We start from the raw sequence: 24,157 nt of genomic DNA, 5'->3' as shown, positions 1-24,157 counted from the left end.
TTTTATCGCTTTAAAGTAATATAATTGATTAAGTAACTTTTATTGAGGTGAGTAGTAATGTCAACGAAATTAGAACAATACAGAGAAGAAATTGTTTCGATTAATAATCAAATTTTAGAATTATTATCTAAACGTGGAGAGTTAGCTCAAAAGATTGGTGAAGAAAAAATAAAACAAGGCACAAAAGTTTATGATCCACAGCGCGAAAAGGAAATGATTAATGAATTAATGGATCGTAACCAAGGACCTTTTAATGATAATGTTATTAAGCAATTATTCAAAGAAATCTTCAAAGCGTCAACTGACTTGCAAAAATCTGAGAATGAAAAACATCTATATGTATCACGTAAATTAAAACCTGAAGATACAATTGTTAAATTTGACAACGGTGGCATTATTGGCGATGGGAATAAATCATTTGTATTCGGTCCTTGTTCGGTAGAATCTCAAGAACAGGTGGATGCAGTTGCAAAAGATTTGCAAGCTAGGGGAGAAAAATTTATTCGTGGTGGCGCATTTAAACCTCGTACATCACCTTATGATTTCCAAGGTTTAGGCATTGAAGGACTTAAAATTTTAAAAAATGTTAAAGATAAATTCGGTCTAAATGTTGTTAGTGAAATTGTAAATCCTGCTGATTTTGAAGTTGCTGATGAATACCTAGATGTATTTCAAATTGGCGCGCGTAACATGCAAAACTTTGAATTACTGAAAGAAGCTGGCAGAACCAATAAACCTATCCTATTAAAAAGAGGATTGTCTGCCACTATTGAGGAATTTACTTTTGCAGCTGAATATATTGCATCACAAGGGAATAAAAATATTATCCTGTGTGAAAGAGGCATCCGTACTTATGAAAAAGCAACACGTAATACTCTAGATATATCTGCTGTTCCAATTTTAAAACAAGGAACGCATTTACCTGTAATGGTAGATGTAACGCATAGCACAGGACGCAAAGATATTATGTTACCAACTGCAAAAGCTGCTTTAGCTGTTGGTGCAGATGGTGTAATGGCAGAAGTTCATCCAGACCCATCTGTTGCACTAAGTGATAGTGGTCAACAAATGGATTTAAATGAATTTGATCAATTTTACAATGAATTAAAACCATTAGCTGAATTATATAATTCAAAAAAATTAAAATAATAAGTTCACCTAATAAGATAATTGATATACATGAGCTATTTGTTTTACTGAATTATAAGTATGTTTTGTAATACTTATTCTGGTAATAATGAATAGCTCTTTAAATTGTCAAACTTTAGCTATTCAATTTATTAATCAACGATTTCATTTTTATTTAATAATATGACAAATCACTCTTTTGTAATTAAAATAATATAAAATATGACATAAATGTGAAATTATTAACAATAGGTTTGAATGAAAGCGATTTTGTGGTAAACTTTGAAAATGAAATGAAAACACGTTATAATAACAAATAAAACGCTTACAAGGAGGAAATTATGACAGTAACTATTTATGATGTTGCTAGAGAGGCCCGAGTATCTATGGCAACCGTTTCACGAGTAGTGAATGGTAATCAAAATGTTAAACCTGAAACTAGAAAAAAAGTTAATGAAGTAATCAAAAGATTAAATTATCGACCAAACGCTGTTGCAAGAGGACTAGCTAGTAAACGAACAACAACAGTAGGCGTTATCATTCCTGACATATCCAATATCTATTATTCTCAATTAGCTCGTGGTATTGAGGATATAGCAACAATGTACAAATATCATTCTATAATTTCTAACTCAGATAATGATTCTGAAAAAGAAAAAGAAATATTTAATAATTTATTAAGTAAACAAGTAGATGGTATTATCTTTTTAGGTGGAACGATTTCTGATGAAATTAAAGATTTAATTAATCAATCATCTGTTCCAGTCGTTGTATCAGGTACGAATGGAAAAGATGACAATATCGCTTCCGTTAATATCGATTTCAAAACTGCAGCAATGGAAATTACTGAGCAACTAATTCAATCAGGTGCTAAAGAATTTGCATTAGTAAGCGGTGATTACTCTAAAAAAGCTCAAGAAGATGTATTTAATGGTCTTAAAGAAGTAGTGGATTGTCATCAATTAAAATTAAATGAAACTGTGCAATTCTCTGGATCTGAAAGTTATAAAGACGGCATTAAAGTATTCGAGGATTTGAAAGGGAATTTACCTGATGCCATTTTATCAATAAGTGATGAACAGGCAATAGGTATTATGCATAGTGCATTAGATGCTGGTATTAGAGTACCAGAAGATTTACAAATTGTTAGCTTCAACAATACACGATTAGTAGAGATGGTAAGACCAAAACTATCTAGTGTTATTCAACCATTATATGATATCGGTGCTGTAGGTATGCGTTTATTAACAAAATATATGAACGAAGAAGAAATTGAAGAACCTAATGTTATTTTACCTCACCGTATTGAATACAGAGGTACAACCAAAGACTAGTAGTAAAAAAATAATTTATTATTAATAGTTACAATTTCAACACATATTAACTGACTAACAGAGAAGGTATGTTATAAACTTTTAAGTTATAGTTGTTTTAAGGGAGCGGTATGATGATTTTAAAATTAAATCATCATACCGCTCCCTTAGTGTGTATACCAATGAACGATTCTACTTGCTCGTTCGTTGTTTTTCTGTGAGATTTCATATGTTCTGGGTATTGTTTGATAGTCGCGATAATCTTCTGTCCAATGTTTAGGTAGGTTTACTGGTGAGTACGGACGCCATTTTTTAATCCATTGTTCTGGTAAAGGACCTTCTTGAATAGGTTTATTAATTAATGCTAAAAATATATGACTCCACGCTCTTGGGACTACTTGCCAAATATTATAACCTCCACCACCAAACATTAAAACTTTTCCATCTGTAAATTTGTGCGCTAATTTATTAATTATATACGGAATTTCGTATAAAGTTTCTAATGAACAACTCATGTGTGTTAAAGGATCTAAGTAATGAATATCCACACCATGTACACTAAGTAGGATATCAGGTTTATAAGCCTCAATAACACTTGTCACGGATTCTTCAAAGACTTTTAAATAATTATCATGTTCAGTATAAGGTTCTAACGGTAAATTTACTGTATAACCATAACCCAAATCTTCGCCACGTTCAGTGTAATGTCCTGAACCTGGAAATAAAAATTTACCTGTTTCATGGATGGAATAACACATGATCGTATTATCAGTATAAAGGCTCCATTGAGTCCCATCACCGTGATGCCCATCAGTATCAATGACCATCACACGCTGGTTATATTTAGTAGCAAGATATTTTGCTGTAATGGCAACATCATTATAAATGCAAAATCCATTGGCACGTCCGGGTAAACTATGATGTAATCCGCCACCTAAGTGACAACCATTTAATATATTTTCATTCATTATTTCATCTGCCAAATTAAGTGCACCGCCAACAATCCTTGCGCTATGTCTGTGCATATGTCGAAATTGGAATGTATCATCTGTATTTAATCCATATTTATTAGCCTCCGATGGACTTAAAATTCCATGAGACGCATGTTTAATTGCTTGTATATAATCATATTTATGAATTAAAGCCAATTCCTCTTCAGTGGCTATTCTAGGATAAATAATTTGATCATCCTTCAACAATTTCATCATTTGGAGTAATTCTGTAGTTAATTTTAATCGCATTTGATTAAAAGGGTGGTTATCATTAAAACGATATTTTAATAGTTCATCTGAATAGACATAACCCGTTCTTAAATTATTTTGCATAAATATCATACCCCTTAAATTTTTAACAGAAATCTTAAAATAAAAATCGATTCTTATAACGTAAATCATCAAAAGACTGTTGCTGATCTAATGTAATTCTGTTACCAATTCTCGCCATTAAACAATTAGCTGGATGACTCGTAATTTCTGGATCATCAGTAGCAAATACTTCTAATCCACCTTTAGACATTAATTTTTGCATCATTTTTTTATATTCAAAAACATCTAATTTAGCTGATTTCAAATCCCAATGCCAATAATACTCAGTTGTCAAAACAATATAGTCTTCAAACTCATCTTGAGAAAGACTTAATGAAATAAGTTCACCACCAAGATGAAACTGTCTAAAATCACGATGTACTTCTATTGCACCTAACTCAATTAAATAGGGTAGCTGTCCTTCAGCCCATCTTTCAAATTCATCGGGATAGTGATATGTTACATACCCTATGACGTGTTTGTTTTCTCGAGCAATATAAATACGACCTTCAGGTAATTGCGTAATTTCTTTCAAAGCGTCAAATTGATCTTTTGCCGGTCTAAAGGCATTTAAGGACTCATCGAAAGAAAGCGTTTTCAAATAATTGCATGAAACAGGGCCTTCAATAGTGAAATGCTTATTGTTAATTATAAGGTGCTTGGTTACGTTTGTTTTAATGTGTTTCATTCATCTCACTCCCAATATGAACTACTATTATAGTTATTTTATATTTATTTAGAGAAATAAACAAATTAAATTGTAATAATTATCTAAAAATTTTGAATAACACAAAAATTAATGTATAATACTTTTTAAAGAAAGCGATTTCATTAAACAAGGGGGAGTTTACAATGAAAGTAGAAGTATTTGAAAGCGAGCAAGGTAATTATAATTTACAAGACTATGAAAAGACATATCAGGACTTTGATTGGGATGAAGTGAAAAAAGCTTTCTCATGGAATGAAACAGGAAAAATAAATATGGCTTATGAGTGTATTGATCGTCATGTTGATAATGGTAAAGGCGATAAAATTGCACTTAATTATAGAGATGAAAAACGTAAAGAACAATATAGTTTTAATGAGTTGAAAGTGCTATCAAATAAGGCTGCCAACGTTTTAGTAGATAAAGCGAATGTTCAAAAAGGGGATCGTGTATTTATCTTTATGCCAAGAACGCCTGAACTATATTTTGCCTTTCTGGGTATTCTAAAAATTGGTGCTATCGTTGGTCCATTATTTGAAGCTTTTATGGAAAAAGCGGTAACTGATAGATTAGAAAATAGTGAAGCAAAAGTCATTGTTACTACAAATAGTTTACTAGGCAGAATTCCTAAGGATAAATTACCTCACTTAGAAACAATAGTAGTTGTTGATGATGAAGTTGATGAACAATATGTTGATTTCAATAAAGAATTGAATCAAGCAAGTGAAGAATTTGATATTGAGTGGTTAAAAGAAGATGATGGTTTAATCTTACATTACACATCAGGTTCTACTGGTCAACCTAAAGGGGTATTACACGTTCAAAAAGCAATGTTACTTCATTATATTTCAGGTAAATATGTATTAGATTTAAAAGAAGACGACATTTACTGGTGTACAGCTGATCCTGGTTGGGTTACAGGTACATCTTATGGTGTGTTTGCACCGTGGTTAAATGGTGTTACAAATTGTATAGCGGGTGGTCGATTCTCCCCTGAACAATGGTATAGCATGATTGAAACATTTAAAGTAACAATTTGGTATACTGCGCCTACAGCATTAAGAATGTTAATGAGCGCTGGTGATGATGTAGTAGAAAAATATGATCTATCATCATTACGTTCAATTTTATCTGTTGGTGAGCCACTTAACCCTGAAGTTATTAAATGGTCTAAAGATGTATATGATAAACGTGTATTAGATACATGGTGGATGACAGAAACAGGGGGCCATATGATTGTGAATTATCCTGCAGTTGACGTTAAATTAGGTTCTATGGGTAAACCATTACCGGGAATAGAAGCTGCTATTATAGATGACTCAGGTAATGTATTACCACCGAACAGAATGGGTAATTTAGCTATTAAAAAGGGTTGGCCATCTATGATGTATTCAATTTGGAAAAACCCTGAAAAATATAATTCTTACTTTATTGGAGATTGGTACGTTTCAGGTGATTCAGCATATCAAGATGAAGATGGTTATTTCTGGTTCCAAGGCCGTGTTGATGACGTTATTATGACTGCTGGTGAGCGTGTAGGTCCATTTGAAGTAGAATCGAAATTAGTTGAGCATGAAGCAGTAGCTGAAGCGGGTGTTATCGGTAAACCAGATCCTGTCAGAGGCGAAATTATCAAAGCCTTTATTTCATTACGCCAAGGCTATGAACCTTCTGATGAGCTAAAAGCAGATATTCGTAAATTTGTTAAAGAGGGGCTATCAGGTCATGCAGCACCAAGAGAAATAGAATTTAAAGATAAATTACCTAAAACACGTTCTGGTAAAATTATGAGACGTGTGTTAAAAGCTTGGGAGCTTAATTTAGATGCAGGCGATTTAAGTACGATGGAAGATTAAACTTTAATGAATATAAGTAAGCTAGGACAATTATTGGTCCTAGCTTTTTTAATGATTAAAGTTGACCTAAGTCGAAATAAAGGTTTTTGAGTTCATACTATGATGTATTTTTACTTTAAATGTTTATATTTATAAAATAAATTTATTTAAATTAGCAGATTTATCATAAAATTAAGTTAAATTTTACACAAATCATTGGAAACGCTCTCAAAAATTCGACATCGCTTACATTGTTAGTTATTATTAATATGTAAGATTAAAAGAAACCTTAAGCAACTGATTTGAGGTATTCTTACATAAATCAAATTATAATTAACAAGGGGTTGAAATAAGTTGGCACATTTATCAGATTTAGATATTGCTAATCAATCAGAACTAAAACCTATTGGAGAAATCGCTGAAAAAGCTGGAATCCCAGCAGACGCATTAGAACAATATGGTCACTATAAAGCTAAGATTGATATCAATCAAATCAAACCAAAAGACAACAAAGGGAAAGTCGTTTTAGTAACTGCAATGAGTCCAACACCAGCAGGTGAAGGTAAATCTACAGTTACTGTTGGATTATCTGATGCGTTCAACGAATTAAAGAAAAATGTAATGGTAGCTTTACGTGAACCAGCATTAGGACCTACATTTGGTATTAAAGGTGGGGCAACTGGTGGAGGTTATGCGCAAGTATTACCAATGGAAGATATTAACTTACACTTCAATGGTGACTTCCACGCAATTACTACTGCAAATAATGCTTTATCTGCATTTATCGATAACCATATACATCAAGGTAATGAATTAGGTATTGATGTACGTCGTGTTGAATGGAAACGTGTATTAGACATGAACGACCGTGCATTACGTCATGTAAATGTTGGTTTAGGTGGACCTACTAACGGTGTACCTCGTGAAGATGGTTTCAATATTACAGTTGCCTCAGAAGTAATGGCAATCTTATGTTTAGCTCGTAATATTAATGACTTAAAAGAAAAAATTAGCCATATTACTATTGGTTACACTCGTGATCGTAAACCAGTTACAGTTGCAGACTTAAAAGTTGAAGGCGCATTAGCAATGATTCTTAAAGATGCTATTAAACCTAACTTAGTTCAAACTATTGAAGGTACACCTGCATTAGTTCATGGTGGACCATTCGCTAACATTGCACATGGTTGTAACTCAATTTTAGCTACTGAAACAGCACGTGATCTTGCAGACATCGTTGTAACAGAAGCAGGATTCGGTTCAGACCTTGGTGCTGAAAAATTCATCGACATTAAAGCTAGAGAAGCTGGTTTTGAACCTTCAGCAGTAGTTTTAGTTGCAACAGTCCGTGCCCTTAAAATGCATGGTGGCGTAGCTAAAGATGACTTAAAAGAAGAAAATGTTGAAGCAGTTAAAGCTGGTATTGTTAACTTAGAACGTCATGTTAACAACATCCGTAAATTTGGTGTTGAACCAGTTATCGCATTAAATGCATTTATTCATGATACAGATGCTGAAACTGAAGCTGTAAAAGCTTGGGCTAAAGAAAATAACGTTAGAATCGCTTTGACTGAAGTATGGGAAAAAGGCGGTAAAGGTGGCGTTGAATTAGCTAACCAAGTACTTGAAGTTATTGAACAACCAAATGATTTCAAATTCTTATATGATTTAGATCAATCATTAGAAGAAAAAATTGAAACAATCGTTAAAGATATCTATGGTGGTTCTTCAGTTACATTTAGTAAAAAAGCTAAAAAACAACTAAAAGAATTTACTGACAATGGTTGGGGTCAATATCCAATCTGTATGGCTAAAACTCAATATTCATTCAGTGATGATGCAACTGCTTTAGGTGCTCCAACTGATTTTGATATTACTATTAGAGAATTAGAGGCTAAAACAGGTGCAGGATTTATTGTTGCATTAACAGGTGCAATCATGACTATGCCTGGATTACCTAAAAAACCAGCTGCATTAAATATGGACGTTACAGAAGACGGCCATGCAGTAGGCTTATTCTAGTAGATTGAAGTACCGACTATTATAATGTATTATTATGTTACGTTGAAAACTGTCGACAAAGCGCAAAACTTTGGCGGCAGTTTTTTTATGAATTTGCTTTTGAAACAAAATATGAATTTAGTTAAATAAGATATTTCATCAGTTATGCAGATTGATTATTATTTAATTGCGGTTTTGTAAGTAAATGGTCATAGATATGATAACGTTTAGCGTGGCGGTATTCCTCTTTATCGATTACACCTTCAACAAGCATTCGTTTTAATACATAATGTTGACGATCAACACTGATTTTGACTTCTTTATAAGTTTTTAATTCACCATTCTCTTCATACGGTGTATACATATACGGGCTTTGTAATAAACCAATAAGGTAAGCAGACTGTGCAATATTTAAATCTTTCGGTGGAATACCGAATAAACTATAGGACGCAGACGCAATACCTGTAATATTGTTACCTTCATAATCTCTACCGAAAGGTACAATATTTAAATATGTATAGATGATTTCATTTTTTGACAATAAATTTTCAAGACGCATTGCTAAAATAAGCTCATTTGCTTTTCGACTATATGTTTTTTTACTTGATAGCACTTGGTTTTTAACTAATTGCTGAGTAATTGTACTACCACCAGTGCTTTGATCAAGATTAAATACATCTTGTATCATTGCTCGTACGAGTGCTTTTGGAAGGATACCTTTATGTTTATAAAACATGGTATCCTCGGAAGAGGTAAGGGCTTTAATAACATTTGGATTGACGTGTTTAGGACCTACTATTAGAGAGTTCTCAGATTTATCATATTCACTTAAGACATCAGAATTTTCATGATTTATTAAATCGTCACCTGCAAAATGCAAGACTTTCTGTTTTAATTCACGGTCACTTATTTTAGACGATTCATGCGTTAAATGATTAAAATAAATAACTGTACCTATAAATCCTATTAAACATATAAATAACCCAACACTAAATAATCCTACAATTGCATGTTTCGTTTTTTTGTAGAACTTTTCAAATGAATTAAACTTAGTATCTCTATTAATGTTGGTTAACATCTCTTTCACCTTAAGCTTCCTGAAATTTAAATATAGTATACCATAATCACTGATTTGACTTTTATATTTTTAATACTTATAATTAATTACAATTCAATATATTTTGGATAAGAGGACAAGTAATATATTTGTGATTTCCAGAGAGTTAGTGGTAGCTGTGAACTAATAGTTGCACTTATATGAATACACCTCATTATGAATTGTCCAACGTTTATTAATGAACGTATCATTGATAGAGTGAATAGCAATATGCTATTTAAGTATGGTGGTAACGTGCTCAAGCGCCCTTACATTTAACGATGTATGGGTGCTTTTTATTTTTCATAAATAGAGTATAGATCACTAAATATTAAAAATAAGTCTTTGTTTAGGAGGAATATAGATGTCAAACGCTTTAATTGAAGAGTTACAATGGAGAGGTTTAATTTATCAACAAACAGATGAAAGTAGCATTGAAGAATTATTAAATAAGGAACAAATTTCTTTATATTGTGGTGCTGACCCTACTGCTGATAGTCTGCATATTGGTCATTTACTTCCCTTTATGACTCTAAGACGTTTCCAAGAACATGGTCATCGACCTATCGTTCTAATTGGTGGGGGAACTGGTATGATTGGTGATCCATCCGGTAAATCTGAAGAACGTATACTACAAACAGAAGACCAAGTAGAGGCTAACGTTGAGGGTATTAGTGCTCAAATGCATAAATTATTTGAATTTGGTACTGATAAAGGTGCCATTTTAGTTAATAACAAAGATTGGTTGAGTCAAATCTCATTAATTAGTTTCCTAAGAGACTATGGTAAACATGTTGGTGTGAACTACATGTTAGGTAAAGATTCTATTCAATCTCGCCTTGAGAATGGTATATCTTACACTGAATTCACTTATACTATACTTCAAGCTATCGACTTTGGTCATTTAAACCGTGAATTAAATTGTAAATTACAAGTTGGTGGTTCAGATCAATGGGGTAATATCACTAGTGGTATTGAATTAATGCGACGTATGTATGGACAAACTGAAGCATATGGTTTAACAATTCCTTTAGTTACGAAATCGGATGGTAAGAAATTTGGTAAATCAGAATCAGGTGCTGTATGGTTAGACGCTGACAAAACAAGCCCTTATGAATTTTACCAATTTTGGATTAATCAATCAGATGATGATGTCATTAAATTCTTGAAATACTTCACATTTTTAGATAAAGATGAAATTAATCGTCTCGAAGAATCTAAAAATCAAGAACCTCATTTAAGAGAAGCGCAAAAAGCCTTAGCGGAGAATGTTACAGAATTTATTCATGGTAAAGAGGCATTAGATGATGCCATTCGTATTTCTAAAGCTTTGTTTAGCGGCGATTTAAAGTCATTATCAGGCAAAGAATTAAAAGAAGGCTTCAAAGATGTTCCTCAAGTTGAATTATCAACTGAAACTTCAAATATTATTGATGTCTTAATTGAAACAGGCATTGCGACGTCTAAACGCCAAGCACGTGAGGATGTTAATAACGGTGCTATATATATTAATGGGGAAAGACAACAATCAGTAGACTATGAATTAAGCAATGAGGATAAAATAGATGATGAATTTACAATCATTCGTCGTGGTAAGAAAAAATATTTCATGGTTAACTATAAATAATAAGGTGTAATTTTATTGGCAATGTAGCGAAATCTTATAGACTTTGCGCATTGCCCTTTTTATGAAAAATAAATAGAGTACGGGTATAATAAATATGTTATAAAGATTAAAAAGAAGTGATGAAATGACTAATAATAAAGAAGAAATTTTAATGAGTAGCTTTAGAGATTTGTTTAATAAAATAGGTTGGCTAAATAAGGATAAAATGGAACAGGCACTTAAGGGGTTCAAATCATCTGAAGTTCATTGCGTTGAAGCGATTAAAGAATATCAGAATCCCAATGTACAATATTTGGCGAATAAGCTATTTATGACAAGAGGTGCAATTAGTAAATTAACAAAACGTTTGCAGCAAAAAGGTTTAATTGAAAGTTTTAAAAGTAAAGACAATAAAAAAGAAATATATTTTAAGTTAACTACACAGGGTGAAAGCGTTTATCAAATTCACTCTGAATTACATGAAACGTTTCAAAAAAGAGATCAAAGTGTTTTTGACAGCATGACAGAAGATGAATTTAACAATATGATGACCTTCATTAATAGGTATAATCAACATTTGGATCAACTAATCGAACAAGAGCATCGATCATTATAAGAGATTAAACTTAAAAACTCGCTTACAAGTTAAGCGAGTTTATTTGTTATATATTGTTGACAAGGAAACAAAAAGAGAGTTTATTTTGTTGACGTGGAAACAATATATAGGAGGCACATATGTCAAAATTAAATGATAGTCAAGTATCTAGAGAAATTATGATAGCTGCTTGGGCAATAGCATTGGGAGCTATAGCACCTATGTTAGATTTAACAATGATTAACATTGCAATCAAACAGCTTAACAACACATTTAATACAACAATTGAAATCACTCAGTGGGGGATAACAGGATATGTCCTTGCTTTAGCGCTAGTTATTCCAATAGCAGGATGGCTGGTTAATCAATTTAATGGTAAGTATGTATTTATCGGAGCCTCAATTCTATTCGGAATTACATCTGTATTAGCTGGTATTAGTTGGAATGCAGAGAGTTTTATTGTGTTCAGAATAATTCAGGGAATGTCTGCGGGCATAATTACAACGTTAATGTTCACGCTATTGATTAAGACAACGGGTCAAGACAATATTGGGAAAGTCATGGCTGTCGTAAGTACACCTATGATATTCGGGCCCATCTTAGGACCAGTTATTGGTGGATTTATAATTCATATTGTGTCTTGGCGCTGGATGTTCTTTATTAATGTCTTAGTCGTAATCATCGCTATATTATTGCAAATTAAATATTTACCGAACTTTGTCCCTTTTAATAAAAGTAAGTCCATTGACATTTTAGGAATGATACTGTTAGGTCTTATTAGCATATCAACCATATACGGCTTAACAAAAGCAAGTGATTACCATAGTTTTTATAATAGAACTACTATTCTTCTTTTGATTATTGGTTGTATTATGATACTTATATATTATATTCATAATAAAGTTAAACATGATAATACTATTTTGCCGTTGTCACTTTTTTGTAAAGGAAATTATACAGCATCGTTTATAGGCTTATTTCTCTCAAACATAGGTATAATGGGACCTATGGTCATAATTCCGTTATATTTTCAGACATTTAAGCATTACACTCCTATTGAAGCTGCTTTAGCTCTGATACCACAGGGAATAGGAATGCTTATTACAAGACCATACTTGGGGAAATTAATCGATCAGTATGGAGCGAAATGGGTGGTTTTAATAAGTGTTATAATCTCGATGTTTGGATCAATACCTTTATTATTTATTACAGATCATACTAGTATCATTGCTCTATCCATCATCTTATTTTTAAGAGGATGTAGTATTGGGGGCATTAATTTAGGTTTAACTACTTATGCATATATGGGCATTAAAGAGAGTGTATTAGCTGAAGCGGGTGTGGGAATTAATATGATTGAAAATATTGGTTCGAGTTTTGGAACAGCTTTCATAGCAACAATTATTAGAGTTGTAATAAATCAATTAGGTAAATCCTTGACGCACAATATAATCGCTTATCATGCTGGATTCTTAGTATCAGTCATTACATTATTTTTAATCATCGTTCCAGGACTATTTCTTACCCAGAAGTCAAAGGCGACAATTTAAGCATTAAGAAGGCCAGTAATTGATTTTGAATAATCATTTACTAGCCTTATGAGTATGTTCTGTTCTTTTGTTAGAAAAACTATTGTATAAATTGACTGTTTCGACTATTGTCTGATTCAGAGTCAGATGATTGATTAGATGATATATCGGACTGGCTTTTTAGATTAACATTAACTGTTAGCATTTTTCCATCACGTATAACAGTTAGTTTAGCAGTCTCACCAGGCTTCTTATTTTGATACAGATAAGTTCTTAAATCAGTATCTTCTTTTACAGTTTTATCATCTATTTTAGTAATGATATCTCCTGTTTTTAATTCACTTGAGCGACTTACTTTAGCAACATAAATACCATCATCACGATCTGTGTTTAATTCTTTTTTATAAGAATCAGGAATATCACTTAAATTTAGTAAACCAATTCCTATAGAAGGGCGTTCAATTTTACCGTTTTTAACAAGTTGTTCAATAGTTACTTTAACTTCATTACTTGGAATAGCAAAACCAATACCTTCTACTTGCTCAGCGGCTATCTTCATAGAGTTGATACCAACCAAGTTACCATTAATATCTACTAATGCACCACCAGAGTTACCAGGGTTTATTGCAGCATCAGTTTGCAAGACGTTAACTTTAGTACCACCAGAAGTAGTATTTGACTCAATTGTACGCTCATTCGCTGAAATAATTCCAGAAGTAACTGAATTAGCAAATTCCAAACCTAGAGGATTACCCATAGCGAATACACTATCTCCTGTTTGCACTTTAGAAGAATTAGCAAATTTAATTGATTTGATACCCTTAGTATTATCTATTTTCAAGACAGCTATATCTGATACAGTATCCTTCCCAATTAACTTCGCTTTAACTTGTTTACCACTATGTAATTGGACTTTAATTTCAGAAGCACCACTTATCACATGGGTGTTTGTCACAATATAAGCAGAATTATTATTGATTTGATAGATGACACCAGAACCAATACCTGCTTCTTCAGATTCGGATGATGATTTACCTTGTAAAAAATCTTCTAAACCATTAGCTTTTTGCATATTAATGACACCTACTATCGCAGGTGATACATCTTTAATCATTGCATTAACAGATTTATATTTATCACTTTTTCCGTCTAATACATTTCCACCTTTACTATTATTGGCTTCTTGAACTTGGGCACCACCATTATCTATTCCAACTAAACCCATTATTTTACTAGCACCTAAGACAAGTAAAGCACCTATCACACCAGCAATCAATGCAACGATAATTGTTTTAAACCATGGGAATTTAGGTTTTCCAGGTTGAGGTTGCTGATAGTTGTTATAAATTGATTGATTCTCTTGATTAAATTCAGACATATTTAACCTCCATTATAATATTAACCCTTTATTTAATTATGAAAGGTTTAATTAAATTTTGCCAGTAATCCACCATCAGACTTTAGATGTATCTTTTGATTAGTTGTTCATAAATAAGGATAATGATAAAATCAATAAAGTATAGAAATCAATAAGCAGGTGACATGATGTATCAATTTATAAGTAGACTATTAGATTTGATATTAGTCAAAATGGCTAAATCATTGTATGTTATTGGAAAGGAGAATATACCTAAAGATAACAAATACGTAGTAACATGTACTCATGAAAGTTATAATGAAGTGATTATGTTAGGTATGGCATTAGTTCCTAATGAAATTCATTACATGGCTAAAAAGGAATTATTTAATAACAAGTGGTTTGGACAATTTTTAACTTCATTGAATGCTTTTCCTGTTGACCGTGAAAATCCAGGACCAAGTACATTGAAAAGACCAGTTAATTTGTTAAAAGAAAATAAAACTGTTGGTATCTTCCCAACGGGACATCGTACATCAGCTGAAGGGGCTCCATTAAAAAGAGGCGCTTCAACTATTGCAATGTTAGGCAAAGCGCCAATTTTACCAGCAGCCTATGTAGGACCTAAAAAATTACATGGCTTAATTACTGGTCAGGCACTTATTAAATTTGGTGAGCCAATTTATCAATCAGATATTCCTAAAGATTTAAAAAGAAATGAAAAAATAGATTATTTAACACATGAAATTGAAAGACGTACAGCACAATTACAAAAAGAACTACACTTAATTCAAGATAGTTTAGAAAAATAAATTATAGTAACTAATTAACAATAAACACTCTATTTAATGACTCTAATAGTTATTTTAATAGGGTGTTTTTGTTTTTAAATATACACTTAATTAATTTCGGTGAGTTTAATATGTGAATTGTTATTTTTATAAACTTATTTAAATTTAAAATTTTACATTTATATGTTTAAGAGCTTTAACGTGTTAGATACCTATATGCTCATTATATTTTTAAAATGATTTAAAATTGACACATCAAAAGCGCTTACATTTATGATAAATTAATAAAGGAACTATATACATAACTTAGTTATATATAAATTATTTGAATAATACGTGTTTTGGGAGTGAGTAGAATGTTTAAGTTTTTTCAAAATTTAGGTAGATCTTTAATGCTACCAGTAGCTGTTTTGCCCGCTGGCGCAATTATCGTAGGTATAGGTAATTTGCTTAAAGCATTAAGTTTATTACCAACAGTGTCGTTGTTCTTCACTACTGTGGGGACAGCAATACTAGGCCAACTAGGGCTTATCTTTGCAATTGGTGTAGCAATAGGCATGGCTAAGAAAAACGATGGTGCAGTGGCTTTAGCAGGTGCATTAGGATATGCACTGGTTGTAAAAGTTTTATCTCCAGAGTTTATAGCACCATTATTTAATATAAAAGAAAGCGCTGTGAACGATGGATTTAGTAAGATGGATAATTCAAATGTGTTTATAGGGATTATTATTGGATTAATCGCGGCTTATTGTTATAACAAATTCAGTGATGTTGAATTACCAACAGCGTTATCATTCTTTAGTGGTAAGCGATTAGTTCCAATCATGACTGTTTTCTATTGTACGTTCTTAATTGCGATTTTATTATTTGCTTGGCCATTTATATATTCAGCAATTGTAGCTTTTGGTAAATGGCTAATTGGTTTTGGACCATTCGGTGCATTCCTATACGGCTTCTTTAACCGACTATTAATTCCTACTGGGCTTCACCATGCATTAAATGCTGTGTTCTGGTTTGATACAGCAGGAATTAACGATATCGGTAAATTCCAAACTGGACAAGATGCAATCAAAGGTATTACTGGTCGATATCAAGCAGGGTTCTTCCCAATTATGATGTTTGGTATGCCAGCTGCAGCGTTGGCGATGTATCACACCGCTGAATCTGCTCAGAAAAAACAAGTATATGGTTGGTTTATAGCAAGTTCCATTTCTGCATTTATTGTTGGTGTAACTGAACCGATTGAATTTGCATTTATGTTTGTTGCACCGGTATTATTTGTAATCCATGCATTATTAACCGGTTTGTCATTATTTATAGCTGCACTATTCCATTGGACAGCAGGATTCTCATTTAGTGCAGGTTTAATTGATTACGCATTATCACTAATCAATCCAGTGGCTAATCATCCGTTAATGATTTTAGTTCAAGGCATTGTATTCTTCGCTTTATATTACTTTATCTTTAGATTTGTCATTAAAATCTTTAACCTCAACACAATTGGTCGTGGTGACAATTTATTAGCTGATCCAACTGTTAATACGACTGGGAAAGATGGGGCAGAAACTACAAGTAAAAGCAAATATCATCACACAGCAAGTCAAATCTTAGAAGGATTAGGTGGTAGTGAAAATATTACTACATTAACCAATTGTGCTACTAGATTAAGAATGGAATTAAAGGATAATTCTATTATTGACGAACAAAAAATTAGAAATGCAGGAGCGGTAGGCGTAACCAAAAATGGTCAACACTCAGCACAAGTTATAATTGGCACTCATGTACAGCAAGTCGCAGATGAAATTGAAAAGCAAATGTAAAATTTATAGTTTCATTTTTTAAAAGTATTAAGACAGACAAAATATGTCTTACTGATTTGATAAGATATAACCATATTGATAAATATCTGTTGTTCAATTAACTGATGAATTTTAGGAGGCTACCTAGAATTCATCAGTTTTTTATTATTGACATTGAGATATAAGACGTTAAGATTATAAGTATCAGAATATTCAAAAATAATGGAGCGAAAAGTCATGAAATCAATTTTGTTTGATGTAGACGGTGTATTCTTAAGTGAGGAACGTTGTTTCGATACATCAGCTTTAACTATAGAGACATTACTCAAAAGTGAACATTTTTTAGGTTTAGATAAATCATTTAAATTAAATGCGTTAAGTGACGAAACTATAAATGATATTCGCAGTAAAGTATTTAATGATGATATCATTCTTAATCGATTAAAATCAATGGGATTAAATTCAAATTGGGATATGTTATTTGTCGTTTTTTGCATACATTTTATCCATTTGATGAAAGAATTTACAGTTCAAGAGATTAAAGACATAATAACTGATAATCATTTTTCAGTAAAAAGTATTCAAGAAATTCAATCAATGATTAACAAAAATTTTAGAATTGATTATGAACTTCCTATGAATTTTATTAGTCAAAGTCAAGGTGGTAAAGATAATATTTATGCCGAGTTGCAACAATATGCTAGAGAAGAATTAAATGTTAATGATGCAAGCTTCTTTAAACTTAAAGGACCTCTATGGTTTGTTGCAAGAGATTTATACCAAGAATTATACTTAGGTTCTGAATTATTTAAGCAAGTTGAAGAAAAGCCATCTATTCTTGAGGGCATTAATGGTTTTATTTATCACGAAACTGTTCTTAGACCTGTTGAAGAGATTAAGTCCTTGCTTAGTACTTTAAAAGAAAGAGGCTATCATCTTGCAATAGCTACAGGTAGACCTAGAACTGAAACATTAGTTCCATTTGAATCTTTAGGTTTAAAAGCGTTCTTTTCAGATAATCACATTGTTACTGCAAGTGATGTTATAGAAGCTGAAAATGAATATCCTGACTTTATACCTCTAGGTAAGCCTAATCCTTTTTGCTATATTGCTACTCTATATGGAAATAACAAGGAGAATTATAAACAATTCATTAGCCAACAAGATCAAATTGTAAATAAAGAAGATGTAATCATTGTTGGTGACTCACTGGCTGATTTATTCTGTGCTAAACAAATAGGTGCTACTTTTATAGGAACATTAACAGGTTTAAAAGGGCAAGAGGCTCGTAAAGAATTGGAGCATCATGAAGCGGATTATATTGTTGATCATATAGGTTTGATTAAAAATATTTTATTGTAAGGTTAATTCACCATAAATTGATATTAAATCATTAGTATTAATACGCCCCTCAGTGATGAAGTAAAATCCATCATAGAGGGGCATAATTATTTCAAGTAGATATAGTCGTGATTCTTCAAAAAGATTAGTTATTTAACTGAGAGTGTAGTTCCATATATTTTATCGAAACCACCCACATCATATAGTTCATTGATAATATCCTCAGTAACAGGTTGATCAATTGATAATACCATCATCGCTTGGCCTCCTTGTATATTTCTGCCAAGTGACATTGATGCAATATTAATATTATGTCTACCTAGTAGCTGACCAGTTAAACCGACCATACCAGGCTTGTCACCATGATAAGAAACAAGTTGATAGGCATTAGGTTTAAAGTCAACAGAGTAATCATTAATACGTACAATACGAGCACCAAAGCCAGCTATTACCGTGGCACCAATTTTTACTTCTTCCGTATCACTTACTAAATGAACTTGAATATAATTACTAAAAGTATCTTGTGATGCTCTTTTTTCAACGTTACGTGTTACACCTTGTTCATTTAAAAGTGCAAAAGCATTAATGATATTAACACGATCTCCTAAATCCTGTTGTAAAATTTGTTTTACAATTGACCGTGTAATTAAGTCAGTTTCCTGTTTAGCGACATCACCATTAAAAGTCACCTTGATTTCTCTCGGTGCACCTTCAATTAATTGAATGGCTAATTCACCAGATAACTCACCTATTTCAATCCATTGTTGTGTTATTTCATCTATATCATTGAAACTAATTTTTGGCGCATTGACTGCGTGTGTTACATTACCGTTTTCCAGTATATCTATAATTTCTTCTGACACTGATACTGCAACTTTCTCCTGAGCCTCAATAGTTGATGCACCTAAGTGTGGCGTAACAATGATTTTATCATGCTCAATTAATGGTGAATCGGTAGGGGGTTCATGTTCAAATACGTCTAATGCAGCACGTGCAATCTGATTATTATTTAGTGCATTTAATAAATCATCTTCATTGATGATACCGCCTCTTGCGACGTTAATAATTTGCAATGTTGGTTTTGCTTTTGAAAAGAAATCAGCATTCACAATACCTCTTGTTTTAGGTGTTAATGGCGTATGAACTGTTACAAAATCAGCTTGTCTAGCTATTTCATCTATGGTAGCAAGTTTAACGCCTAATTGCTGTGCTTTATCTTCAGTAAGATAAGGGTCATAAGCTAACACTTTCATACCGAAACTTTGAAGACGTTGTGCTACACCAATACCTATTCGTCCTGCACCTATGACACCTAATGTTTTCTGATAAAGTTCGACCCCCTTAAACGCTTTTCTATTCCATTCCTTATTTTTTAAAGATGCATGCGCTTGAGGAATATTTCTAGCCATCGCTAAAATCATAGCTACTGAATGTTCAGTTGCAGAAATAGTATTACCATCAGGTGCATTAATGACTAAAATACCTTGGAGAGTAGCAGCGTCAATATCAATATTGTCTACGCCAACGCCAGCACGGGCGATAACTTTCAAATTACTAGCCTTTTCAATGACTTGTTGAGTAACTTGCGTCTGACTACGAACAATTAAACCCTCGTAATCACCTATAATATCTAATAGTGATTGTTCATCTAAATCCGTTTTAATATCGACGTTAAAATCAGAATGGTTTAATAAACTTTGTAATCCATCTGTTGAAATAGGGTCTGACACTAGAATATTATGCTTCACTATGAATCACCTCTGAAAATTTTGTTAAGCCTCTACCAATATAATTCGTTTGACGGTAATCTGTAAGTATAATCTCTAAAGCACTTATCACTGAAAGCATATCGAAAGGTGAGACTTTACCCATATGTCCGATACGTAAAATCTTTCCTTTCAATTTACCTTGACCACCAGCAATTGTAATATTAAATCTTGTTTTTAAAGTTGATTTAATATGAGTTAATTCATCTTTGGATGTTGGTATAAATGATGTTACCGTAGGGGAAGCGAAATCATCTTCTACTAAAAGTTCCAAATCTAATGCATTTAAAGCTAATCTTAGACCGTCTCTAATAATATAGTGACGTTTAATGGTATTTTCAAATCCTTCAGAATGAATTAATTCAGCATAAGCGTTTACTGCTCTAAATAACCCGACATTTGGTGTAAAAGGAGTAGAATCTTGTTGAAGTGAGTCAAAGTATTTATTTAAATTTAAGTAAAAGCGTGGTGTAGTCACTTCTTTGAAACGTTTCAATGCACGATCATTATAAGCTACGAATGCTAGACCAGGTGGCAACATAATTGCTTTTTGACTCCCAGAAACTAACACATCTATGTAGTCACGCTCTAAATTAACATCTACAGCACCAATACAACTCACACCATCTACAACAAAGTAGATATCTTGATTGAATGTTTTCAATGCTTTACCAAGTTCACCTACAGGATGTAGGACAGCTGTTGACGTTTCGCAGAATTGAGTAAATACAGCACTGATTTGATGATTTAAATTGTTAAGATATGTTATGAATTCTTTAATATCAATGGATTGTCCCCATTCCACATTATATATGTGTACATTTTTATAGTATGTCTCAGCAATTTGTTTAAAGCGATTGCCAAATGCGCCTGACACTATAACGACAAAATGATCATCGGGATTAACTATATTTAACATACTTGCTTCTAAGACACTAGTGCCACTTGATGTTAAAATCATAACTTCATTTTCTGTACCAAAAATGGGTTTTAAATTGTTAAATGCTTTTTTAGCTATAGATTCAAAATCTGGTGAACGGTGACCAACCATAGGTAAACCTAAAGCATGATTGATTTCCTTTGGAACTGGAGTAGGTCCTGGTGTTAATAAAAGTGGTTCATAATAATTCATTAAATTTCCTCCCACGGTATAAGATTTAATCATTTTACCAAATATTCTGATAATTTAAAAGAGTAATCACCATGTTTATATGAGATTCATGGTGAAACTAGCGCAATTTTAACAATTATTGAATTGACGCTTGAATTTTAATTTCTACATTATTACGTATAGAATTCGAAATCATACAATTATTATCAGCTATTTCTAATAATTTAGGAAGCCTTTTCTCAAGATTCTCTTTGTCTTCCGCAGTCACTGAAATTTTAGGATAATGTGTTATTGTTACCATTTTAAACTTACCATTCTCGAATAGGGCAGTACCTACTGAATTATTTATCAGATTGATGTCGGTAAATTTTGCTCTTTCTAACGTTGCTGCCAATGAGATGATATAACAAGACGATGCAGCTGAAACTAATAATTCATCGGGATTTGTACCTACTCCATTACCACCGAGCGGTGCAGGTATAGAAATTTGTTCAGAAATAATGTCTCCATTAACAGTTCCAACTTCTTCTCTTCCACCACGCCATTTTGTTTGTACTTTAAAATCATGCTTAACCATTTATGTTTAACCTCCACTTATAATATGGTATTTTAAGTGTAGTTTAAAGTGTGACATAATTAAAGAAAGGTGACTTTTATGAAAATTAATAAACCTAATCAAGCATTTCAAATAGTTGCTCATCGTGGTTTATCTAATCATTTTCCAGAAAATACTCTTGTTGGTTTTAAGGCGGCTTTAATGCAACATGTTGATATGTTAGAAATAGATGTACATTTCAGTAAAGACAATCATTTGGTTGTTATACATGATGACACTATTAATCGAACTTCGAATGGTGAAGGAAAAGTAAAAGACTATACACTTGAAGAATTGTTAAAATTTGATTTTGGAGTAAAACATGATAAATCCTTTCAAAATACTAAGATTTCGACATTTGAAGAGGTGTTATCCTTAATTAAAAATTTTTCAAAAAAGTTACTTATTGAGATTAAAGTTCCACATCAATATCCAGGAATTGAAGAAGCTGTATTGAATGCTTTAGAAATATATAAAGTTCCTAAATACAAAGCAATCATTCAATCTTTTGATGAAGATTGTGTGAAACGTTTAAACTCATTGGATAGTGAGTATCAATTAGGGCTGCTTATTAGTAGAAAGAAATATTGGTATAAATCTCCAAATTTTGAAGAAATATCTGATTATGCAAATTTTATTAATCCTAATTACAAATTAGTTAATTCTAGATTTATAAAAAATGCACATAGTCAATCATTGAAGGTTATTCCATATACTGTGAATAAACCGAAAGACGCTAAAAAACTTATCAACCTTGGCGTAGATGGCATTATTTCTGATTTACCAGAGGATATCTTTAGATTATAAAATCACTTAGATCATCTATGAATAAAAAAACCACCCATTCCATAAGGAAGGGTGGTTGTTCATTATCATGAACTTATCTTGAGTAGTACTCAACGATTAATTGTTCATTAATTTCAGCTGGTAATTCGCTACGTTCAGGGAAGCGTACGAAAGTACCTTTTAAGCTATCTGCATCAAAGTCTAAGTATTCTGGTACGAAATTATTAATTTCAACAGATTCTTTGATGATGTCTAAGTTTTGTGATTTTTCACGTACAGTGATAACTTGACCAGGTTTTAATGAATATGATGGAATATCAACACGACGACCATCAACTTCAACGTGACCGTGACCAACTAATTGACGTGCTTGACGACGAGTGCGAGCTAAACCTAATGAATAAACAACTGCGTCTAAACGACTAGCTAATAAAATCATGAAGTTTTCACCATGTACACCGTGTTGTTTACCAGCGATGTCAAATGTGTTACGGAATTGTCTTTCAGTCATTCCATATAAATAACGTAATTTTTGTTTTTCACGTAATTGTAAACCATATTCTGATAATTTTTTACGTTGGTTTGGACCGTGTTGTCCTGGTGCGTAAGGACGTTTTTCTAATTCTTTACCAGTACCGCTTAATGAGATACCTAAACGACGAGATTTTTTCCAGTTTGAACCTCTGAATCGAGCCATATTAAGACTCCTCCTTTTTCTTTTTTGTTGTTATGAATAAACAAAAAAGAGTGTTGCATGCCCAATAGGATATGTTGTTTTATGTGTCTTCACCTTATAGCGTCAGTTACGCGACACGTCCTCATCGGGAACAACATAGAGCTTATTGATATGCAACTGCTATTTTCGTTAATTCACACAAAGTTCATTGTAACAGTATTTTACAAAGTGTCAATACTTTTTAGTTATTTAGTTAGCTGTTTTTCAATAACTTTGACAATAACTTCTAAACCTTCCTTGTCTTCATTAGTAAATCGATCTGTGATAGGTGCATCAATATCTAGAACCCCAATTATTTCATCATTGACATGAATTGGAATAACTATTTCTGATTTACTATTTGCATCGCAAGCAATGTGGCCTGGGAACGCGTGTACATCTTTAACTAACTGAGTTTTATCTTCTGCAACTGCAGTACCACAGACACCTTTGCCAATTGCAATATGAACGCAAGCTGGATGACCTTGGAAGGGTCCAAGAATGAGTTCTTCATTTTCAATTAGATAAAAACCAACCCAATTAATTTGATCTAAATTATCATTTAATATAGCTGATGTATTGCTTAGAATTGCGATAAGGTTCTGTTCGTCTTCGATTAAACTTTGAAGCTGTTTCGTTAATAAATTATAATTTGTTTCTTTTATCAATGGCATATGCTTACCTCATTTTGTTATTTTTAATAAAAGTATAAATGGAAAAATTTATTCTATCAATTCATTCATTTACTATTTTAATGAAAGCGGTATTTGCGTTATAATAATG

The 24,157-nt window shown here is 32.3% G+C and carries 20 protein-coding genes; 11 read left to right on the top strand and 9 right to left on the bottom strand.

Annotation, left to right across the window (positions count from 1 at the left end):
* The first annotated feature begins 57 nt into the window (after nucleotides 1-57).
* Together NR218_RS03055 and ccpA are read left to right on the top strand one after the other, a co-directional pair.
* Nucleotides 58-1,149, top strand: coding sequence for a bifunctional 3-deoxy-7-phosphoheptulonate synthase/chorismate mutase (locus NR218_RS03055; RefSeq protein WP_011275486.1), 1,092 nt, complete (start codon nucleotides 58-60; stop codon nucleotides 1,147-1,149).
* A 320-nt stretch (nucleotides 1,150-1,469) separates the two neighbouring features.
* A complete protein-coding gene (gene ccpA / locus NR218_RS03050) occupies nucleotides 1,470-2,462 on the top strand; it encodes a catabolite control protein A (RefSeq protein ID WP_016930820.1) in 993 nt (330 codons plus the stop codon).
* Nucleotides 2,463-2,608: 146 nt separating this feature from the next.
* Here the strand turns inward: ccpA and NR218_RS03045 are convergent, their stop codons facing one another.
* Both NR218_RS03045 and NR218_RS03040 read right to left on the bottom strand, forming a co-directional pair.
* The gene (locus NR218_RS03045) at nucleotides 2,609-3,766 is read right to left on the bottom strand and encodes an acetoin utilization protein AcuC (protein ID WP_237450728.1); all 1,158 of its coding nucleotides are present in this window, start codon (nucleotides 3,764-3,766) and stop codon (nucleotides 2,609-2,611) included.
* Nucleotides 3,767-3,800: 34 nt separating this feature from the next.
* Entirely contained in the window at nucleotides 3,801-4,433 is a 633-nt protein-coding gene (locus NR218_RS03040; protein ID WP_011275489.1) for a GNAT family N-acetyltransferase, read from the bottom strand.
* 164 nt (nucleotides 4,434-4,597) lie between these two features.
* Between NR218_RS03040 and acsA the strand changes: the two genes are divergently transcribed.
* Together acsA and NR218_RS03030 are read left to right on the top strand one after the other, a co-directional pair.
* Complete coding sequence (gene acsA / locus NR218_RS03035; protein ID WP_037569825.1) at nucleotides 4,598-6,307, top strand: acetate--CoA ligase; 1,710 nt, start codon at nucleotides 4,598-4,600, stop codon at nucleotides 6,305-6,307.
* A 333-nt stretch (nucleotides 6,308-6,640) separates the two neighbouring features.
* Nucleotides 6,641-8,308, top strand: coding sequence for a formate--tetrahydrofolate ligase (locus NR218_RS03030; protein WP_265848383.1), 1,668 nt, complete (start codon nucleotides 6,641-6,643; stop codon nucleotides 8,306-8,308).
* A gap of 142 nt (nucleotides 8,309-8,450) precedes the next feature.
* Here NR218_RS03030 and NR218_RS03025 read toward each other — a convergent pair whose 3' ends face one another.
* A complete protein-coding gene (locus NR218_RS03025; RefSeq protein WP_011275492.1) occupies nucleotides 8,451-9,365 on the bottom strand; it encodes a biosynthetic peptidoglycan transglycosylase in 915 nt (304 codons plus the stop codon).
* 382 nt (nucleotides 9,366-9,747) lie between these two features.
* On the opposite strand from NR218_RS03025, the gene tyrS reads away from it, so the two are divergent.
* The 3 genes from tyrS to NR218_RS03010 all read left to right on the top strand — a co-directional run bounded on the left by tyrS (nucleotide 9,748) and on the right by NR218_RS03010 (nucleotide 13,134).
* Nucleotides 9,748-11,010 carry a tyrosine--tRNA ligase gene (tyrS, locus tag NR218_RS03020; protein ID WP_011275493.1) on the top strand — a complete coding sequence of 421 codons (1,263 nt, stop codon included), beginning with the start codon at nucleotides 9,748-9,750 and terminating at the stop codon, nucleotides 11,008-11,010.
* Nucleotides 11,011-11,134: 124 nt separating this feature from the next.
* Nucleotides 11,135-11,605, top strand: a complete 471-nt coding sequence (locus NR218_RS03015; RefSeq protein ID WP_016930823.1) for a MarR family transcriptional regulator — start codon at nucleotides 11,135-11,137, stop codon at nucleotides 11,603-11,605.
* Between the two features lie 119 nt (nucleotides 11,606-11,724).
* Nucleotides 11,725-13,134, top strand: coding sequence for a DHA2 family efflux MFS transporter permease subunit (locus NR218_RS03010; protein WP_046464760.1), 1,410 nt, complete (start codon nucleotides 11,725-11,727; stop codon nucleotides 13,132-13,134).
* A gap of 79 nt (nucleotides 13,135-13,213) precedes the next feature.
* On the opposite strand, the gene NR218_RS03005 is transcribed toward NR218_RS03010, so the two are convergent.
* Nucleotides 13,214-14,491, bottom strand: coding sequence for a S1C family serine protease (locus NR218_RS03005; protein ID WP_046464761.1), 1,278 nt, complete (start codon nucleotides 14,489-14,491; stop codon nucleotides 13,214-13,216).
* 167 nt (nucleotides 14,492-14,658) lie between these two features.
* Between NR218_RS03005 and NR218_RS03000 the strand changes: the two genes are divergently transcribed.
* From NR218_RS03000 to NR218_RS02990, 3 genes are all read left to right on the top strand, one after another.
* Nucleotides 14,659-15,282, top strand: a complete 624-nt coding sequence (locus NR218_RS03000; protein WP_011275497.1) for a lysophospholipid acyltransferase family protein — start codon at nucleotides 14,659-14,661, stop codon at nucleotides 15,280-15,282.
* Between the two features lie 335 nt (nucleotides 15,283-15,617).
* Nucleotides 15,618-17,081 (top strand): N-acetylglucosamine-specific PTS transporter subunit IIBC, encoded by a 1,464-nt coding sequence (gene nagE, locus NR218_RS02995; protein ID WP_011275498.1) that lies wholly within the window; start codon nucleotides 15,618-15,620, stop codon nucleotides 17,079-17,081.
* Between the two features lie 216 nt (nucleotides 17,082-17,297).
* On the top strand, nucleotides 17,298-18,422 hold the full coding sequence (locus NR218_RS02990; protein WP_011275499.1) for an HAD family hydrolase: 1,125 nt from the start codon (nucleotides 17,298-17,300) through the stop codon (nucleotides 18,420-18,422).
* 128 nt (nucleotides 18,423-18,550) lie between these two features.
* Here NR218_RS02990 and serA read toward each other — a convergent pair whose 3' ends face one another.
* The 3 genes from serA to NR218_RS02975 form a co-directional block, all read right to left on the bottom strand.
* Nucleotides 18,551-20,149, bottom strand: a complete 1,599-nt coding sequence (gene serA, locus NR218_RS02985; protein ID WP_011275500.1) for a phosphoglycerate dehydrogenase — start codon at nucleotides 20,147-20,149, stop codon at nucleotides 18,551-18,553.
* Entirely contained in the window at nucleotides 20,139-21,299 is a 1,161-nt protein-coding gene (locus NR218_RS02980) for a pyridoxal-phosphate-dependent aminotransferase family protein (protein WP_011275501.1), read from the bottom strand. Before NR218_RS02980 ends, serA begins: the two co-directional genes overlap by 11 nt.
* A gap of 115 nt (nucleotides 21,300-21,414) precedes the next feature.
* Nucleotides 21,415-21,855, bottom strand: coding sequence for an OsmC family protein (locus tag NR218_RS02975; protein ID WP_011275502.1), 441 nt, complete (start codon nucleotides 21,853-21,855; stop codon nucleotides 21,415-21,417).
* A gap of 78 nt (nucleotides 21,856-21,933) precedes the next feature.
* On the opposite strand from NR218_RS02975, the gene NR218_RS02970 reads away from it, so the two are divergent.
* Nucleotides 21,934-22,680, top strand: coding sequence for a glycerophosphodiester phosphodiesterase (locus NR218_RS02970; RefSeq protein WP_011275503.1), 747 nt, complete (start codon nucleotides 21,934-21,936; stop codon nucleotides 22,678-22,680).
* Between the two features lie 73 nt (nucleotides 22,681-22,753).
* Here the strand turns inward: NR218_RS02970 and rpsD are convergent, their stop codons facing one another.
* Nucleotides 22,754-23,356, bottom strand: coding sequence for a 30S ribosomal protein S4 (gene rpsD, locus NR218_RS02965; protein WP_011275505.1), 603 nt, complete (start codon nucleotides 23,354-23,356; stop codon nucleotides 22,754-22,756).
* Nucleotides 23,357-23,580: 224 nt separating this feature from the next.
* Nucleotides 23,581-24,048 carry a GAF domain-containing protein gene (locus tag NR218_RS02960; protein WP_011275506.1) on the bottom strand — a complete coding sequence of 156 codons (468 nt, stop codon included), beginning with the start codon at nucleotides 24,046-24,048 and terminating at the stop codon, nucleotides 23,581-23,583.
* Nucleotides 24,049-24,157: the final 109 nt, after the last annotated feature.

The organism is Staphylococcus sp. SUC_1.2, assembly GCF_026222585.1.
This window is presented reverse-complemented; position numbering and strand designations above follow the sequence as displayed.